Origin of the sequence: Pseudoduganella rivuli (genome assembly GCF_009674485.1) — a bacterium.
GTDB classification, from domain to species: domain Bacteria; phylum Pseudomonadota; class Gammaproteobacteria; order Burkholderiales; family Burkholderiaceae_D; genus Rugamonas; species Rugamonas rivuli_B.
The window spans coordinates 251851-267028 of sequence record NZ_WKJJ01000004.1 but is presented as its reverse complement, the minus strand read 5'-3'; the positions used below and the strand labels follow the sequence as shown (position 1 = coordinate 267028).

Sequence of the window (15178 nt, the reverse complement as noted above, 5' to 3'; positions counted from 1 at the left end):
GTAGTAACAGCCCGGCTGGCGTGCAGGCAGTATGGCACCGGGCCTGCCGCAGAAAATCGCAAAAGAGCTGGAAAAAAACACCATTTCTACCGTATCACCCCAGTGGAACGCATCTTCCCGCCAGCGCTCAGCAACTACCATGGGGTACATCCATCCGACGGACACCATGTCCGCAATTCATAGTCAAGGACCCATCTTCATGACGAAGAAAACATTCAATATCGCCGTCATCGCAGGCGACGGCATCGGCAAGGAAGTCATGCCGGAAGGCTTGCGCGTGCTGGACGCCGCAGCGAAACGCTTTGGCATCGCGCTCCAATACACCCACATCGAATGGGCCAGCTGCGACTATTACGCGGCCCACGGCAAGATGATGCCGGACGACTGGAAGGCGCAACTGTCCCGCATGGACGCGATTTATTTCGGTGCCATCGGCTGGCCGGACAAGGTGCCGGACCACATCTCGCTGTGGGGTTCGCTGCTGAAATTCCGCCGCGAATTCGACCAGTACATCAACCTGCGCCCGGCCCGCCTGTTTGAAGGCGTGCCATGCCCTCTGGCCAACCGCAAGGCGGGCGACATCGACTTCATGATCGTGCGCGAAAACACGGAAGGCGAATACACGGCCGTGGGCGGCGTGATGTACGAAGGCACGGAGCGCGAAGTGGTGTTGCAGCAGGCCGTGTTTTCCCGCCATGGTACCGACCGCGTGCTGAAATTCGCGTTCGACCTGGCGCGGCAGCGCGAGCGCAAGCATGTGACGGTGGCCACCAAGAGCAATGGCATTGCCGTCAGCATGCCATGGTGGGACGGCCGCGCCGCGGAGATCGCGGCGGGCTTCAAGGACGTCACCTGGGACAAGCAGCATATCGACGCGCTGACGGCGCGCTTCGTGCTGCAGCCGCAACGCTTCGACGTGGTGGTGGCGTCCAATTTGTTCGGCGACATCCTGTCCGACCTGGGTCCGGCCTGCACCGGCACGCTGGGTCTGGCGCCATCGGCCAACCTGAACCCCGAGCGCAAGTTCCCGTCGCTGTTCGAGCCGGTGCACGGTTCCGCGCCCGACATCTATGGCAGGAACATCGCCAACCCGATCGGCATGATCTGGTCCGGCGCGCTGATGCTGGACTTCCTCGACCAGAGCGGCACGGCGGGCCGCCAGGCCCACGATGCGATCCTGGCCGCGATCCAGCAAGTATTGCATGACGGTCCGCACACGGCGGACCTGGGCGGCAAGGCCTCGACCACGGAGCTGGGCAAAGCCATTGCCGCCGCCGTCGAACGCGCCGCCTGACTTTTATTGACCCCGACAGGAATCCCTTAAGGAACCCATATCATGCCTCTGACACTGACCCGTACCGACCTGCTGCTGCAGCGTAATTTCATCGATGGCAAATGGTGCGACAGCATCGGCGAACGCCGCTACGACGTGACCGATCCCGCCACCGGCGCCACCTTTGCCACGGTGCCCGACAGCAGCGCTGTCGATGCCCGCATGGCCGCCGTCGCCGCCCATAAGGCGTTCGAAGGCTGGCGCACCACGCCGGCGCGCGACCGCGCCCGCATCATCAAACGCTGGCACGCGCTGATCCTCGCCAATACCGATGACCTGGCGAAGATCATTTCTCGCGAACAGGGCAAGCCGCTGGCCGAAGCACGCGGCGAAGTCGGCTATGGCGCGACCTACGTGGAATGGTTTGCCGAAGAAGCCGTACGCACGTATGGCGACATCATTCCAGAGCAGGTGCGCGGCCGCAAGCTGATGGTGGTAAAGGAACCGGTGGGCGTGGTGGCAGCCATCACACCGTGGAACTTCCCGCTGGCGATGATTGCCCGCAAGATCGCCCCGGCCCTGGCAGCCGGCTGCACGGTAGTGGCCAAGCCGGCCGAAGATACGCCGCTGACGGCGCTGGCGCTGGTCAAGCTGGCCGAAGAAGCGGGTGTGCCACCCGGCGTGCTGAATATCGTCACATCGTCGCGCGAAGCCGTCAAGGAAGTGGTCGACGCCTGGCTGGTCGATCCGCGCGTACGCAAAATCACGTTCACAGGCTCGACCGCGGTCGGCAAGCACCTGGCGCGGGAATCGGCCGCCACCTTGAAGCGCTTGTCACTCGAATTGGGCGGCAATGCGCCATTCATCGTGTTCGACGATGCCGACATCGATGCCGCCGTGAATGGCTTGATGGCGGCAAAATTCCGCAACGGCGGCCAGACCTGTGTTTCGCCCAACCGTATTTACGTGCAGGATGGCGTGTATTACGAGTTCGCGGAAAAACTGGTGGCGCGCGTGCAAGCGCTGCGCGTGGGACCGGCGACGCAGGAAGATTCGCAGATCGGCCCAATGATCAATTCCCGCGCGGTGGAGAAGATCGAAAGCCACGTACAGGACGCGATTGCGCGCGGCGCCCATCCGCTGGCCGGTGGTCACCGCGTACGCAACGACATCGCCGATGGCCCCAACTATTACGCCCCGACGGTGCTGGGCGACGCCAGTCCCGAGATGGAACTGGCCGGCGAGGAAACCTTCGGCCCGGTGGCGCCACTGTTCCGCTTCCGCGACGAAAGTGAAGTGGTGCGCCTGGCTAACGATACGCCGTATGGCCTGGCCACGTATTTCTACACCCGCGACATAGCGCGTGCCTGGCGCGTGGCGGACCAGCTGCAATCGGGCCTGGTCGGCATCAATGAAGGCGTGCTGGCGTCGGAAGCGGCGCCATTCGGCGGCGTCAAGGAGTCCGGTTATGGCCGCGAAGGTTCGCGCCACGGCCTGGACGATTACATGCAGACCAAGTACATGTGCCAGGGCGGCGCCGCGTGAATCCAGCCATGTATCCGATCAACGAACTCCCCGACGTGTATCCGATCGAAATCGATTTCCCGGATATCCGGCCGTATGCCGCCGGCAACTGCGGCATACCGTATGTCTACACGTTTGACAGCGGTGTGCCGGGCCCGCACGTGATGGTCTGCGCCCTCACCCATGGCAATGAAGTATGCGGCGCCATTGCCCTGAAAAACTTGCTCGACCTGGGCGTACGCCCGCGCCAGGGCAGGCTGACGCTGGCGTTTGCCAATGTCGACGCCTACCTGGCGTTCGATCCGGCGCAGCCGGACGCCGCCCGCTTTGTCGACCAGGACATGAACCGCGTATGGACCGCGGCCATCCTGGACGACCTGTCGCGCGACTCCTCCGAACTGCGCCGCGCGCGGCAATTGCGGCCGTTGGTCGACAGCGTCGACTACTTGCTGGACCTGCATTCCATGCATGAGCGCAGCGAACCGCTGGCGGTGTCCGGTCCGCTGGACAAAGGCATCGCCATGGCGCGCCAGTTGCAGACGCCATCGTGCATCGTCAGCGACGAGGGCCATCCGGAAGGCTGCCGCATGCGCGATTACGGCGGCTTTGGTGACCCTGCCAGCCCGAAAAATGCATTACTGGTCGAATGCGGGCAGCACTGGGAAGCGTCGGCAGCGGTGGTGGCGCGCGATGTCACGGCGCGCTTCCTTGCCATGCACGGGACCATCGGCCTGGAAGATGTCCCGCCGGATTGGCGCCGCCGTATTCCAGCCGCCACGCACGTGGTGCGCGTGACGGAACCGGTCGTGGCCACCAGCATGGATTTCCGGTTCGCCGGCAATTTCACGGGGCTGGAAATCTTCCCTGAGCAGGGCACCACCATTGCGTGGCGCGATGGCGAACCGGTGACGACGCCCTACCCGAACTGCGTGCTGGTGATGCCGTCGCTGCGGCAACTGCGGCCAGGGGTGACGGTGGTGCGGCTGGGGCAATTGCTCGCGTGATGGCGCATGAAGCGCGGCCGGAACACCAGGCCGCGCTTCAGCGCGAACCGTTATGGCAGCAACGCGGTATGCTGCAGCCCCTCCGTTTCCGGGCAGCCGAACATCAGGTTCATGCATTGCACCGCCTGGCCGGCAGCGCCTTTCATCAGATTGTCCTGCACCACCAGGATCACCACCGTATCGCCATTGCCGGGACGGTGCAGCGCCAGGCGCAGCATATTGGAACCCCGGGTGGAACGGGTTTCCGGATGCGCGCCGAACGGCATCACATCGATAAACGGCGCATCCTTGTACTGTTCTTCAAACAGTGCCTGCAACTGCTCGTTGGTCACGTCGGAAGTCAGGCGCGCATACAGCGTCGCGTGCATGCCCCGGATCATCGGCACCAGGTGTGGCGTAAAAATCAGCGACACCGGCTGGCTGCTGAAGCGCTGCAACTGCGCCACGGTTTCCGGCGCATGGCGGTGGCCTGAAACGCCGTAGGCCTTGAAGTTGTCGCTTGCCTCGGCAAACAGCGTGGCAATCTCGGTCTTGCGGCCGGCGCCGGACACGCCCGTCTTGGCGTCGGCGATCAATGTTCCGGCGTCAATCAGGTTGGCGTTCAGCAGCGGATAAAACCCCAACAACATGGTGGTCGGATAACAGCCCGGATTGGCGATCAGGCGCGCCGAGCGGATCGCTTCCCGGTTCAGCTCCGGCAAACCATACACCGCCTCCGGCAGCAATTCCGGACAGGCGTGCGGCATCTTGTACCACTGCTCGAAGGTGGCCGGGTTTTTCAGGCGGAAATCGGCCGCCAGGTCGATCACCATGACGCCGGCCGCCAGCAGCGCGGGCGCCTGTTCCATCGCAACGCCGTGCGGCGTGGCAAAGAACAGCACGTCGCACCGCGTCAAGTCAGCCTTGTCGGGCGCGGAAAACGCCAGGTTGACTTTGCCCCGCAGCGACGGGAACAGGTCGGCCACCGGTAATCCATCTTCCTTGCGCGACGTAATCGCGGTTAATTGCACATGCGGATGGCCAGACAGCAACCGCAACAATTCCACGCCGGTATACCCTGTCCCGCCGACGATGCCAACTTTGATCATGTGAGTCTCTTCAGAAAAAATGCGCGCCCACAACGGGCGCGCCACAAGACTCAAAATGTAACAGTCCGCCTGAAGAAGAAATTGCCGAAAGCCGGCGTACGGCCGCTATAAAAAAGCGAATACATGCGCCTCGGTGAAACAATCGGCTGGCACAACTGTTTGTATATGGAAAGACAGCTGGGTGAATCCTGATAGCCAGTGTTTCCCCGCATTTGCACGCAGTATTACAAATGCTTGCGAAAGAATCGTTTATGGGCTGTATCGTGCGCGCTTCAGCAAGTAGGCTATTGGACTCGGCACTGGCCAGTACCGCTGACGGTCGCCCTGGACGGTCGGCAGATGCATGGAAGCAACTTGATGCATCGTCTTACGGCACGGGTGGCCGGGCGCAATTCCATCAGAAGGAGCCTCCTTTGTTAGACCTTAAACATTCCCAACATGAGACAGTCATCAAGATCATCGGCATTGGCGGCGCCGGCGGCAACGCTGTCAACCACATGGCCGCCTCCGGACTGTCCGGCTTCGAATTTATCTGCGCCAATACGGACGCGCAGGCACTGTCGTTTACGCGCGTGGAACGGCGCATCCAGCTTGGCGAGAGCGGCCTTGGCGCCGGCAGCGACCCGGTTGTCGGCCGGGAAAACGCGCTGCGCGAACGCACCATCATTGCCGACGCGCTCAAGGGCGCCAACATGGTGTTCCTGACGGCCGGCATGGGGGGCGGCACCGGCACCGGCGCGGCGCCCGTGGTCGCCGAGGTGGCCCGCGAGATGGGCATCCTGACGGTGGGCGTCGTATCGAAACCGTTCGAATTCGAGGGACCGCGGCGCATGCGGGTCGCCGAGGAAGGGATTGCCTTGCTGGCGAAATGTGTCGATTCGCTCGTCATCGTTCTCAACAGCCGCCTCGAGGAAGTATTGGGCGACGACATCACGCAAAAGCAGGCGTTTGCCGCCGCCGATGAAGTGTTGAGCAAGGCGGTTTCCGGCATCGCGGAAATCATCACCGTGCCCGGCATGATCAACGTCGACTTCGAAGACGTCCGCACCGTCATGCGCCAGACCGGCATCGCGATGATGGGTTCGGCCCAGCATTCCGGCGACGACCGCGCCGTCAAGGCGGCCGAAGAGGCCATCTCCTGCCCGCTGCTCGATGGCTCCAACCTGCACGCGGCGCGCGGGTTGCTGGTCAACATCACCGCTTCCGAGGAAACACTGAAACTGCGCGAAACCAAGCAGGTGATGAACGTGATTTGCGCGCAGGTCAGCGATGACGCCATCATCAAATTCGGCGCGGTCTTTGACGATGCGCTGGGTGACGCCATGCGCGTGACCGTGGTCGCCACCGGATTGAACCGGCCCAGCGACCTCGCTAACGGCGCGCGGCGGTCGGCAATATCACGCTTAACGCCGGGCGGCAGTCTTGGGCCCGGTGCGCCCAATCTGGTTCGGGGCAGCGGGCTGAGAGAACCCCCGCCACAATCGCCCCTGCGACAGATTGCATCCTAGGCCACGTCCCCAGCCTTCTATGCGCTGACACCGTGCCGGCGGCGCCCCAGCGCAGCCAGCGCGGCCAGCCCGACGCCCAGCATGGCATAACCCGACGGTTCCGGAACCGGGCTGGTGGGTATGATCGAGGTCTGCGTCGCGGGAGTCCACTCCCAGGTCTGGCTGGAGCTGAACCCGCCGCCGTCCGAATAGAATTCCCTGTAGGCGACACCGGTGACGATCCCCGTCAACGTGTAGTTGAACAAGTCTTGCCGCTGGAAACGCGCACTGTAGTTGGGCAACTGGCCTGGCGTCCAGTTGAAGTAATCGATGCAGCTGAGGTAGTTGCACGCCCCATTCGTGTAATGGATATTGCTGGCCGTCAGTTCCCAGAGTTCATCCTTGGAATATGCGCCATTTCCATCAAGGTCATCGACGACGATCGAAACAGTCAACGATGCGTCCGGCTGAAATTCATCCGCATGCAACGCATAAAAGCCCTTGTAGACGATATCAAACGCCTTCTGTTCCGCGTGCGCACCCACGCTCGCAACCATCATTGCCCCTGCCATCCATGTTTTCAGCATAGCGTCCTCAATATCAAGTGAAGTGAAATGAACAAATATGTAAGTTTGCATTTAAAACAATGCACCTGGATCGTAGCATGACCTGATTTGGCGGGTTTTTTTCTTGTGCCGATTTCATCGTGAAAGTGCTGGAAAACCCTCAAGACAGTGCCCGCCTTCCAAAATTATCCTTGCGACAACATGTAGAACGAGCAAATCGTCCATGAATAACAAGGAGACACACGTGAAGCACAGCAGTAAGTTGCAGTACACCGTCCTGGTCGCATCGATCGTCGCAGCCTTTCCGGGAATCGCCCTGGCGCAGAATGCGGACGACAAGACTCCCCAGCGCGTCGTGGTAACGGGTTCCAACCTCAAGCGCGTTGACTCGGAAACCGCCTCCCCGGTCCAGGTCCTGTCGCGCCAGGAAATCGAGCAAAGCGGCGCACAGACCGTGGCGCAAATCCTGGATAACCTGACCAGCAATGACCGGGGTGCGATCAGCGACCTGGGCGGCACGAATTCCTGGGCCAGCGGCGCCACCGGCGTCTCGCTGCGCAACCTCGGCACGGGCGCGACGCTGGTGCTGCTCAATGGCCGGCGCCTGTCGTCCTACGGCTTCGCGGACGGGCTGCAAGCCAACTTCGTCAACATCGACTCCATCCCAAGCGACGTCATCGAACGCGTCGAGATCCTCAAGGACGGCGCTTCCGCGGTCTATGGTTCCGACGCGGTGGCCGGTGTCGTCAACATCATCACGCGCAAGAATTTCCGCGGCGTCGGCGTGAAAGCGTCGGCCCAGCAATCGCTGAAGCATGCATTCCTCGACCATGAGCGCAAGGCGTCGATCGTCGGGGGCGCCGGCGACTTCGATGCGGATGGCTATAACGCCTTTGCCCACCTGGAAGTCTATTCGCGCGGGAAATTTACGGATCGCCAGGCCCGGCCGCTGCTGCCCGACTGGTTTATCCGCATGAACCCGGACCGCGACGCCATGTCCACCGGCTCGGTGCCCGGCAACTACGTGGGCCGCTATCCGGCCAACTACCGCGACCCTGCACTGGCTGGCAAATCCATCAATGTCGCGGCGCCCGGCTGCGCGCCGGAGAACCTGAAAGGCGGCTTATGCTTCTACGATTATTGGCAGGACAGCCTGGCCCGCGCGCCTGCCGAGCGGGCCACCTTCCTTGGCTCGGGCCGGCTCAAGCTGTCCGGCGAGATGACCGCCTACGGCGAGCTGCAGCTGGCAAAAACGCGCAACAACTACAACACGGCGCCGCCGCGCAGCAACGTCAACGGCGTTCCCCTGTCGTGGTATGACTCGATCAGCGGCAAGATGCAGTACTTTACCGATCCTCAATTGCCGGTAGGCCATCCGAAAAATCCGTATGACTTCCCGATCGGCCTGAATTACCGCTTCGCCGACGATCGCGACATGTTCAAGAACGTCGGCTCGTCGGAACAGTTCCGTGCGATGGCCGGGCTCCAGGGCGCGGGCCTGGGCTGGGAGTGGGATGGCGCGATCGGGCACATGGGCTCCAAGGCCCGCCAGCAACAGCACCTGTACCGGGACCGCTACGCGTACTACGACGCCATCGTCAGCGGCGCCTACAAGTTCGGCCAGACCAATGACCGCGCGCTGCTGGAAAAGATGTTCCCGGAAATGGGTTCGCATGGTGAATACCGCCAAACCTTCGTGGATTTCAAGGCCAACCGCGAGCTGTACATGCTGCCGGGAGGCCCACTGCAAGTGGCAACCGGCGTCGACCTGCGGCGCGAATCGTTTGAACACATGAGCAGCGATAACGTGCTGGCGGCGCGCATCGTCCAGTTCAGCGGCGTGAAGATCGACGGCTCGCGCACGGTCGCAGCGGCCTTCGCCGAACTTGCCGCGCCGTTCACCAATCAACTGGAAGGCAGCTTCGCGGTCCGTGGCGACAAGGTGATCGGACAAGCCGGCGCTGTCGTACCGAAAGTCGGGCTGCGCTATAAAGCCAACGACATGCTGATGGTGCGCGGCACCGCCTCCAAGGGCTTCCGGGCCCCGAGCCTGCCGGAAACCGGCAATGGCGGCGCCTCCTGGTTCAACAACGGCTACACCGACCCGAAACGCTGCGCGGCCGCCACGGAACTCAGGAATATCCTCAATACCGGCAACGCGGCGGACAAGAACATGGCCCTGACCGCCTACGCGCTGGGATGCTCGGTCAGTTTCCCGTCGGCGGTCACCCCGAATCCCGACCTGAAGCCCGAATACACCAACAGCTTCACGGCGGGCCTGGTGATCCAGCCGATGCGCGCGTTCAGTTTTACCATCGACTATTACAACATCAAGCGCCGTGACGAAATTGCCGTCAAGAGCATCGACCAGACCCTCGCCAACGAAGACCGGTTGGGCGGACTGGTGCAGCGCGATCCGCTGACCGCGCACGACCTGGACATTGCCCGCCGGGCCGCCGAACTGTCGGGCAAGACCGTGGCTTACCCGATCGGTCCGATCCGGACCATCGCGGCGCAGTACGAGAACTACGGCAAGTCGCGCGTCTCCGGCCTCGATCTCGACGCCAAGGGACGCTGGAACCTGGGCGATTCGGGCACGCTCAACGTGGGCCTGGAACTCAACCACCAGTTCGAATACCAGCAATGGGACAGCTTCGCCAACGCCTACACGGTGAACTATGTCGGCTACCGCGGTGTCCCGCGCACGCGCGCCGTCGCCAAGATGTCGTGGGAACTGGGCTCGCTCGTCGCCGGCCTGCGCGCGAACTATACGAACGGCACCAAACTCGCCTGGGGTGACCTCGATTCGACCAGCAGCATTGAAGGCTGCGCCAGCCGTGGCGTGAGCAAGGACGAGTGCCGTATTGCCTCGGACACGACGGTCGACCTGTGGACCCGCTACGCGTTCCGCCCTGGCACCACGGTGTCGGCGAATGTGTTCAACCTGTTCGACCGCAAGGACCCCGTCAAACTGTATCCGGGCGGTTCGCTGCCGCTGCGTGCGCGTACCGTAATGCTGACCGTCGAGCACAAGTTCTGAAGGAAATGCGACACATGATTCCAATCAGGACTATGGGCCTTGGAATGGCGGCCGCGCTGTTGTTCGGCGCGGCTGCGCATGCCCAGCCGCCGGCGCCCGCACCGGTATCGGAAAGCGATCCCTATTTGTGGCTCGAGGACGTGAGCTCGGAGCGGGCGCTGGACTGGGTCAGGCAGTGGAACAGCCGCACGACCAGCCAGCTGGGCGCGCTGCCCGGCTTCCGGCAAACCACGGACGCGATCCGCGAAGTGGTCGACTCGCGCGAGCGGATTCCTTACGTCGAGAAGCAAGGGAAGTACTTCTATAACTTCTGGAAAGACGCCGACCACCCCCGCGGCGTCCTGCGGCGCACGACACCGGAACGCTACATGACCGACGCCCCGCAGGGGGCGCATTGGGAAGTGGTGCTGGACGTCGACCGCCTGGCGCGCGATGAAAACGAGAACTGGGTATGGCACGGCATGGACTGCCTCAAGCCGCAAGCCGAGCGGTGCCTGTTCTCGCTCACCCGGGGCGGCGGCGACGCGCACGTCGTGCGCGAGTTCGACACCCGGGGCCTGCACTTTGTCGCGGGAGGCTTTTCCCTTCCCGAAGCGAAGAGCGACGTGAACTGGGTGAGCCGGGACCGCTTGCTGGTGGCCACCGACTTCGGACCCGGCTCGCTGACCAGTTCGGGCTATCCCCGCATCGTCAAGGAATGGCAGCGGGGAACGCCATTGCAGGCCGCGAAGCTGGTGTTCGAGGGACAGCCGGCCGATATCAGCGCCTCCGGCTACGCCGACCAGTATCCGGGCTTTAACCGCGAATTTATCGTGCGGTCGACATCGTTCTTCACGAACGACATGTACTACCGCCATGGGGGTAAGCTGGTCAAGCTGGACAAGCCGAACAGCGCGACGGCCTTCACGTTCAAGGACCAGCTGTTGATCCGCCTGCGCGCGGACTGGCAGGCCGGGAACCGCCGGTACCTGCAGGGCTCGCTCCTGTCGATTGCCTTTTCCGGCTTCATGGCGGGCAAGCGCGATTTCACCGTGCTGTACGAGCCCGATGCCACCCGCTCGCTGCAATCGGTGTCCACCACGAAGAACGCCGTGCTGCTGACCGAGCTGGTCAACGTTCGCAGCCAGGTGCAAGAGTGGCGCATGCCGAAAGGGAAATGGGAGCGCCGGACGGTATCCACGCCGGCCTATGCCAATGTGTCCATCTCGCCGCTCGACTACCTGGAATCGGATGACTATTTCCTGATCCAGAACGACTTCCTGACCCCGGCCTCGCTGCATCTGGGCCAGGTCGGCAGCGATCAGCGGCGGCAACTGAAATCGCAGCCATCCTTCTTCGACGCAGCGGGCCTCAAGGTGGAGCAGCACTTTGCCATTGCCAGCGACGGCACGCGGATTCCGTATTTCGCCGTGATGCGCAAGGACGTCAAATTCGACGGCAACAATCCGACGCTGCTGTACGGGTATGGCGGATTCGAGCTGTCGATGAAACCGTCGTACAGCGGCATCCTTGGCCGTGCCTGGCTGGAAAAAGGCGGCGTCTACGTGCTGTCGAACATACGCGGCGGCGGCGAGTTCGGTCCACGCTGGCACGAAGCGGCGCTAAAGGAAAAGCGCCAGGTTTCGTACGACGACTTTATCGCGGTCGCCGAAGACCTGATCACGAGGAAGATCACGTCGCCGCCGCATCTCGGCATCATGGGCGGAAGCCTGGGCGGCATGCTGGTTTCCGTCGCCGCGCTGCAGCGCCCCGAGCTGTTCAACGCGGTCGTCAGCCAGGTCCCGCTTGCCGACATGAAGCGCTACCACCGCATGCTGGCCGGCGCGTCGTGGATCGACGAATATGGCGACCCGGACCGTCCCGACGAATGGGCCTACATCTCGCGCTATTCGCCCTACCACCTGCTCGACAAGACGCGGACGTACCCGCCGGTGTTCTTCACCAGTTCGACCCGGGACGATCGGGTGCACCCGGCCCATGCGCGCAAGATGGTGGCCCGCATGCAGGAACAGGGCCATCCGGTCCTGTATTGGGAAAACATGGATGGCGGGCACGGCGGTGCGGTGAACGGGGAACAGCAGGCCCGGCTTTATGGGATGGTGTACAGCTTTCTTTGGGACCGGTTGAAGTAGGCAATGTGACAGCCGTGCGAGGGAAGGTAGGTCCCGGGCGCGGCTGGTCGTGTCGCCTTTTCAAACAATCGTATTACTCTCGATTGAGACTGGAACGCGCGCAAGTGGCCAAGGCGCGTAGCGCGCAATTCGTAGTTGCGCGCTACGCTGTGCACCAGTTAGTTGCGCATGCTGAATTGACGGGCGCCGCCAACGCAGAAAATTACTTGATCGTAAATAAGTATTCAGGGCCATTCAGGCAGGTCCAAGCGGCCATGGGCTTACGTGGCTCCTTTGTGGGCCCTTCCAGTACATGAAAACAGGCTTCGCTACCTTTTCTGCTCCCCCGGATACGAAACCATTCTTGGCCCCAACTGTCCGTGCCAGCACTGTCGATCTTAAACCTAAATTCTTCAGTTTCAGCACATTCCCATTGCATTAACGGCGCGCGTAGTTCGTTGCCATTGGTACTGTAATGGAAGCAATTGCCGCTGTAGGGTGAACGTAATTGATATTCGCCCGGACCAAGTTTATGAAACGAAAAGTAGAATTCTGCAGTCCTCTGGCAAGGCCATTGCATAAGCAACCTACGTCTCTGCCCATCAGCTCCCTGCACGTGAAGGCATTGCGCAGATTGTTGGGTAATTAATTGACCGTTTCGCCCGTCGGGAATGTCTGCCGGAATATATTTTGGATAGATTGTTTTTATTCCATCAACGTCGCCCCGACTAAGATTCCACCCACCAAGGGTAGAACCGGAGCGGCAATAATTCATTATGGAGTCAGGATCATAAATAGTTAGAGGCCAGTCACCGCTGGAGCCTTGGTTTTCCGACCGGCAAACCTCCGGTCCGGCTGTATTGTGCTCATGGGCCAAACCCAATGCATGACCAAACTCATGCACCGCATGATTTCTGACACAGTCCTCGCGTCTGCTAGTGCACGAGCTATTTCCCCATTTGACAAAGTCAAAGTTCAGTACCATGCCATTTTTCATACCATCCAGCTTTCGGCCGAGTTCGCGAACAAGCGGGTTGGAATCATCTATTTTAATGCGAACACCCCGCGACTCGGACCTGCATGGGCCCCAACCTACGAATTTCACGTTTCCATACTTCTGCCACGTTTCAAAAATAGAATTTTTAACCCAGCCAGCTTCAGTGCTGTATCTATCGTCAAAATTTTCCCAACAGACGTTGATCTCCCCGTTCAACTGTTGCCAAGCAACGTCACTTCCTGCGGTTGAAGCACTTGCTGATCTAACTCCATAAGTTCCGGAAAAAATCATAATACTGAAAAAAATAACTGCTTTAACAAGAACAGATGCCTCGATTAGCATTTTTTTCATTTCCATTACCTTGTCTCAACAAGCTAACGTCCGGTCAGCGCGGTTTCTGAAGCTAATAGGCCTTGAAATAGACCGTAGGCAGGTTCGAATGCATCCAAAGTATTCTGGACGCGGCGTTTTCGTTGCCACAATTGTATATCGGACAAGCCATCCCGCGGTCACATTACGAGCCAATGTTCGCACTCTGGAACTGTTACACGTAGTTGTAAGGGACGACAGGTAGTGGAGCTGAAGCCGAACACGAGCATGTGCATGCCTAGATGGGCGTCGCCGCCAGCTTGTACTTGGTGACGACTGGCTTGCTTGACGAGCCGGCTAAACAGCGCGCCGTCATCTGGCAGTCGTATGCATGACTGCCAGATGACGGCGGACGAACGGATATTCGCCGGGAGGCTGCGGTCCGTCTAGGCGGCACTGGCTTGGGGGTTCCGCGACGACTGATACGCGCAGTTGATGGATCTCACTTCAGTGCCCGGCGGCGGGCGCAGCGCCGATATGCATAGACCCGCTCTGGTGGCGGGCTCGCTGCAAACGGCAACGTTCAGACTTACAACAAGACAGGTGGCAACTCAACGACCGGCGACATGCCGAAATTCTGCACTACCCTGGTTGCCGTCGCCAGGGCGCGTTCCGACGTCGCCTTGGCAGGCACGAGCTCCCACTGCTCCGAGCCCGCGCCGTTCGTACGACGCATACCCAGCACGTTCTCGGGAAACCGCATCAGTGCGGCAATCCGGTTGACCTCGGCATCGGCGTCTTCGTCGGCGTCACTGACGCAAGCAATCAGGACCGCGCCGGGCTTGGCCAGTTCATTGAGCCGTCGCAGCACACCGTCCCTGACAGCGGCGCTCGTGTGCAGAGCGTCGACGATCACATCGCAATCCTTCAAGTGATGCAGGTTGATGGTGGCTGCCAGCAACGCCACGCGCCGGTCGCGCTGGGCCACTGTCAGCTCGCCGTCGCACACCGCGTTCTGATACGTCGACCGCATAGCCGCGGTGGCCAGATCGAGCGGTTCCCGATCAAGTTCATAGATGGTGACCGGAATATCGGACTCCAGCAGGCTGTCGGCAATGCCCATGCCCGTCGCGCCCGCACCCATGATGCCAACACGGCTGAAAGCTTCCATGCCGGCCGTTCCATATCGGGAAAAAACAGCCATGCCAGGGATTGATCGGTTATCGCCAGAATGCAGTTCCATGTGAGACTCCTTGGATAGTAAGTGAATAGAAATTGAATAGAAACATGTTGCGTTTGCCAGCACCCGCTTGCGGTGGATCGCAAATCATTCACTTCATCATAAGGCTCATCCTGACCTGAACCCGGCGACACGAAAGCAAAACGGACAGGGATATTTCCCATAAAAAGAAGGACTTACAGCGCGATTCCGCAATGCGGAATGAATTTCTGTAGATTGAGAAATTTCGGCGTGGGGAACCGCAGCCCGAATCCCATCATGTGAAATCAGGTTTATTCCACTGAAAAGTACCCGCCCCGATCAACAAGAATCGGCGGGACGACAGGCAATTGTGCCGATTTAGCAACGTTTACCATGTAAAACAATCAAGACTGGCCCCAGTCCGCCCTCCATACTTTTCCGATTAAAAATTATGTAGTTCGGATAAAACGTATGAAAACTGAGGCTGGTTTGCCCGACACCCTGAACCGTGTCCTGATCGTGTCGCCCTTCGAGACACCCGACCACCGCCTGGTGGCCGACGCCATGCGCGCGGGCGC

At 60.9% G+C, this 15178-nt stretch carries 10 protein-coding genes; 6 read left to right on the top strand and 4 right to left on the bottom strand.

From position 1 onward, the window contains the following. Positions 1 to 199: 199 nt before the first annotated feature. Genes GJ700_RS08130 through GJ700_RS08120 form a run of 3 tightly spaced genes read left to right on the top strand, consistent with a single transcriptional unit; the run spans position 200 to position 3801 of the window. Positions 200 to 1294: a tartrate dehydrogenase gene (locus tag GJ700_RS08130; RefSeq protein WP_154372437.1), complete on the top strand. Its 1095-nt coding sequence runs from the start codon at positions 200 to 202 to the stop codon at positions 1292 to 1294. A gap of 42 nt (positions 1295 to 1336) precedes the next feature. Next, positions 1337 to 2818 carry an NAD-dependent succinate-semialdehyde dehydrogenase gene (locus GJ700_RS08125; protein WP_154372435.1) on the top strand — a complete coding sequence of 494 codons (1482 nt, stop codon included), beginning with the start codon at positions 1337 to 1339 and terminating at the stop codon, positions 2816 to 2818. An 8-nt stretch (positions 2819 to 2826) separates the two neighbouring features. Next, entirely contained in the window at positions 2827 to 3801 is a 975-nt protein-coding gene (locus GJ700_RS08120) for a M14 family metallopeptidase (protein WP_154372432.1), read from the top strand. A 50-nt stretch (positions 3802 to 3851) separates the two neighbouring features. Here GJ700_RS08120 and argC read toward each other — a convergent pair whose 3' ends face one another. Then, entirely contained in the window at positions 3852 to 4889 is a 1038-nt protein-coding gene (gene argC, locus GJ700_RS08115; RefSeq protein WP_154372430.1) for an N-acetyl-gamma-glutamyl-phosphate reductase, read from the bottom strand. 413 nt (positions 4890 to 5302) lie between these two features. Between argC and ftsZ the strand changes: the two genes are divergently transcribed. Further along, a complete protein-coding gene (ftsZ, locus tag GJ700_RS08110) occupies positions 5303 to 6397 on the top strand; it encodes a cell division protein FtsZ (RefSeq protein WP_229506877.1) in 1095 nt (364 codons plus the stop codon). 17 nt (positions 6398 to 6414) lie between these two features. Here the strand turns inward: ftsZ and GJ700_RS08105 are convergent, their stop codons facing one another. Continuing rightward, complete coding sequence (locus GJ700_RS08105) at positions 6415 to 6936, bottom strand: PEP-CTERM sorting domain-containing protein (protein ID WP_229506876.1); 522 nt, start codon at positions 6934 to 6936, stop codon at positions 6415 to 6417. A 250-nt stretch (positions 6937 to 7186) separates the two neighbouring features. Between GJ700_RS08105 and GJ700_RS08100 the strand changes: the two genes are divergently transcribed. Continuing rightward, positions 7187 to 9982, top strand: coding sequence for a TonB-dependent receptor domain-containing protein (locus GJ700_RS08100; protein ID WP_195763818.1), 2796 nt, complete (start codon positions 7187 to 7189; stop codon positions 9980 to 9982). A gap of 14 nt (positions 9983 to 9996) precedes the next feature. Next, positions 9997 to 12114: a prolyl oligopeptidase family serine peptidase gene (locus GJ700_RS08095; RefSeq protein ID WP_154372423.1), complete on the top strand. Its 2118-nt coding sequence runs from the start codon at positions 9997 to 9999 to the stop codon at positions 12112 to 12114. A gap of 202 nt (positions 12115 to 12316) precedes the next feature. Here GJ700_RS08095 and GJ700_RS08090 read toward each other — a convergent pair whose 3' ends face one another. Then, positions 12317 to 13447 carry an RICIN domain-containing protein gene (locus tag GJ700_RS08090; protein WP_154372421.1) on the bottom strand — a complete coding sequence of 377 codons (1131 nt, stop codon included), beginning with the start codon at positions 13445 to 13447 and terminating at the stop codon, positions 12317 to 12319. 541 nt (positions 13448 to 13988) lie between these two features. Beyond that, the gene (locus tag GJ700_RS08085) at positions 13989 to 14642 is read right to left on the bottom strand and encodes a 3-hydroxyacyl-CoA dehydrogenase NAD-binding domain-containing protein (RefSeq protein WP_154372418.1); all 654 of its coding nucleotides are present in this window, start codon (positions 14640 to 14642) and stop codon (positions 13989 to 13991) included. Positions 14643 to 15178: the final 536 nt, after the last annotated feature.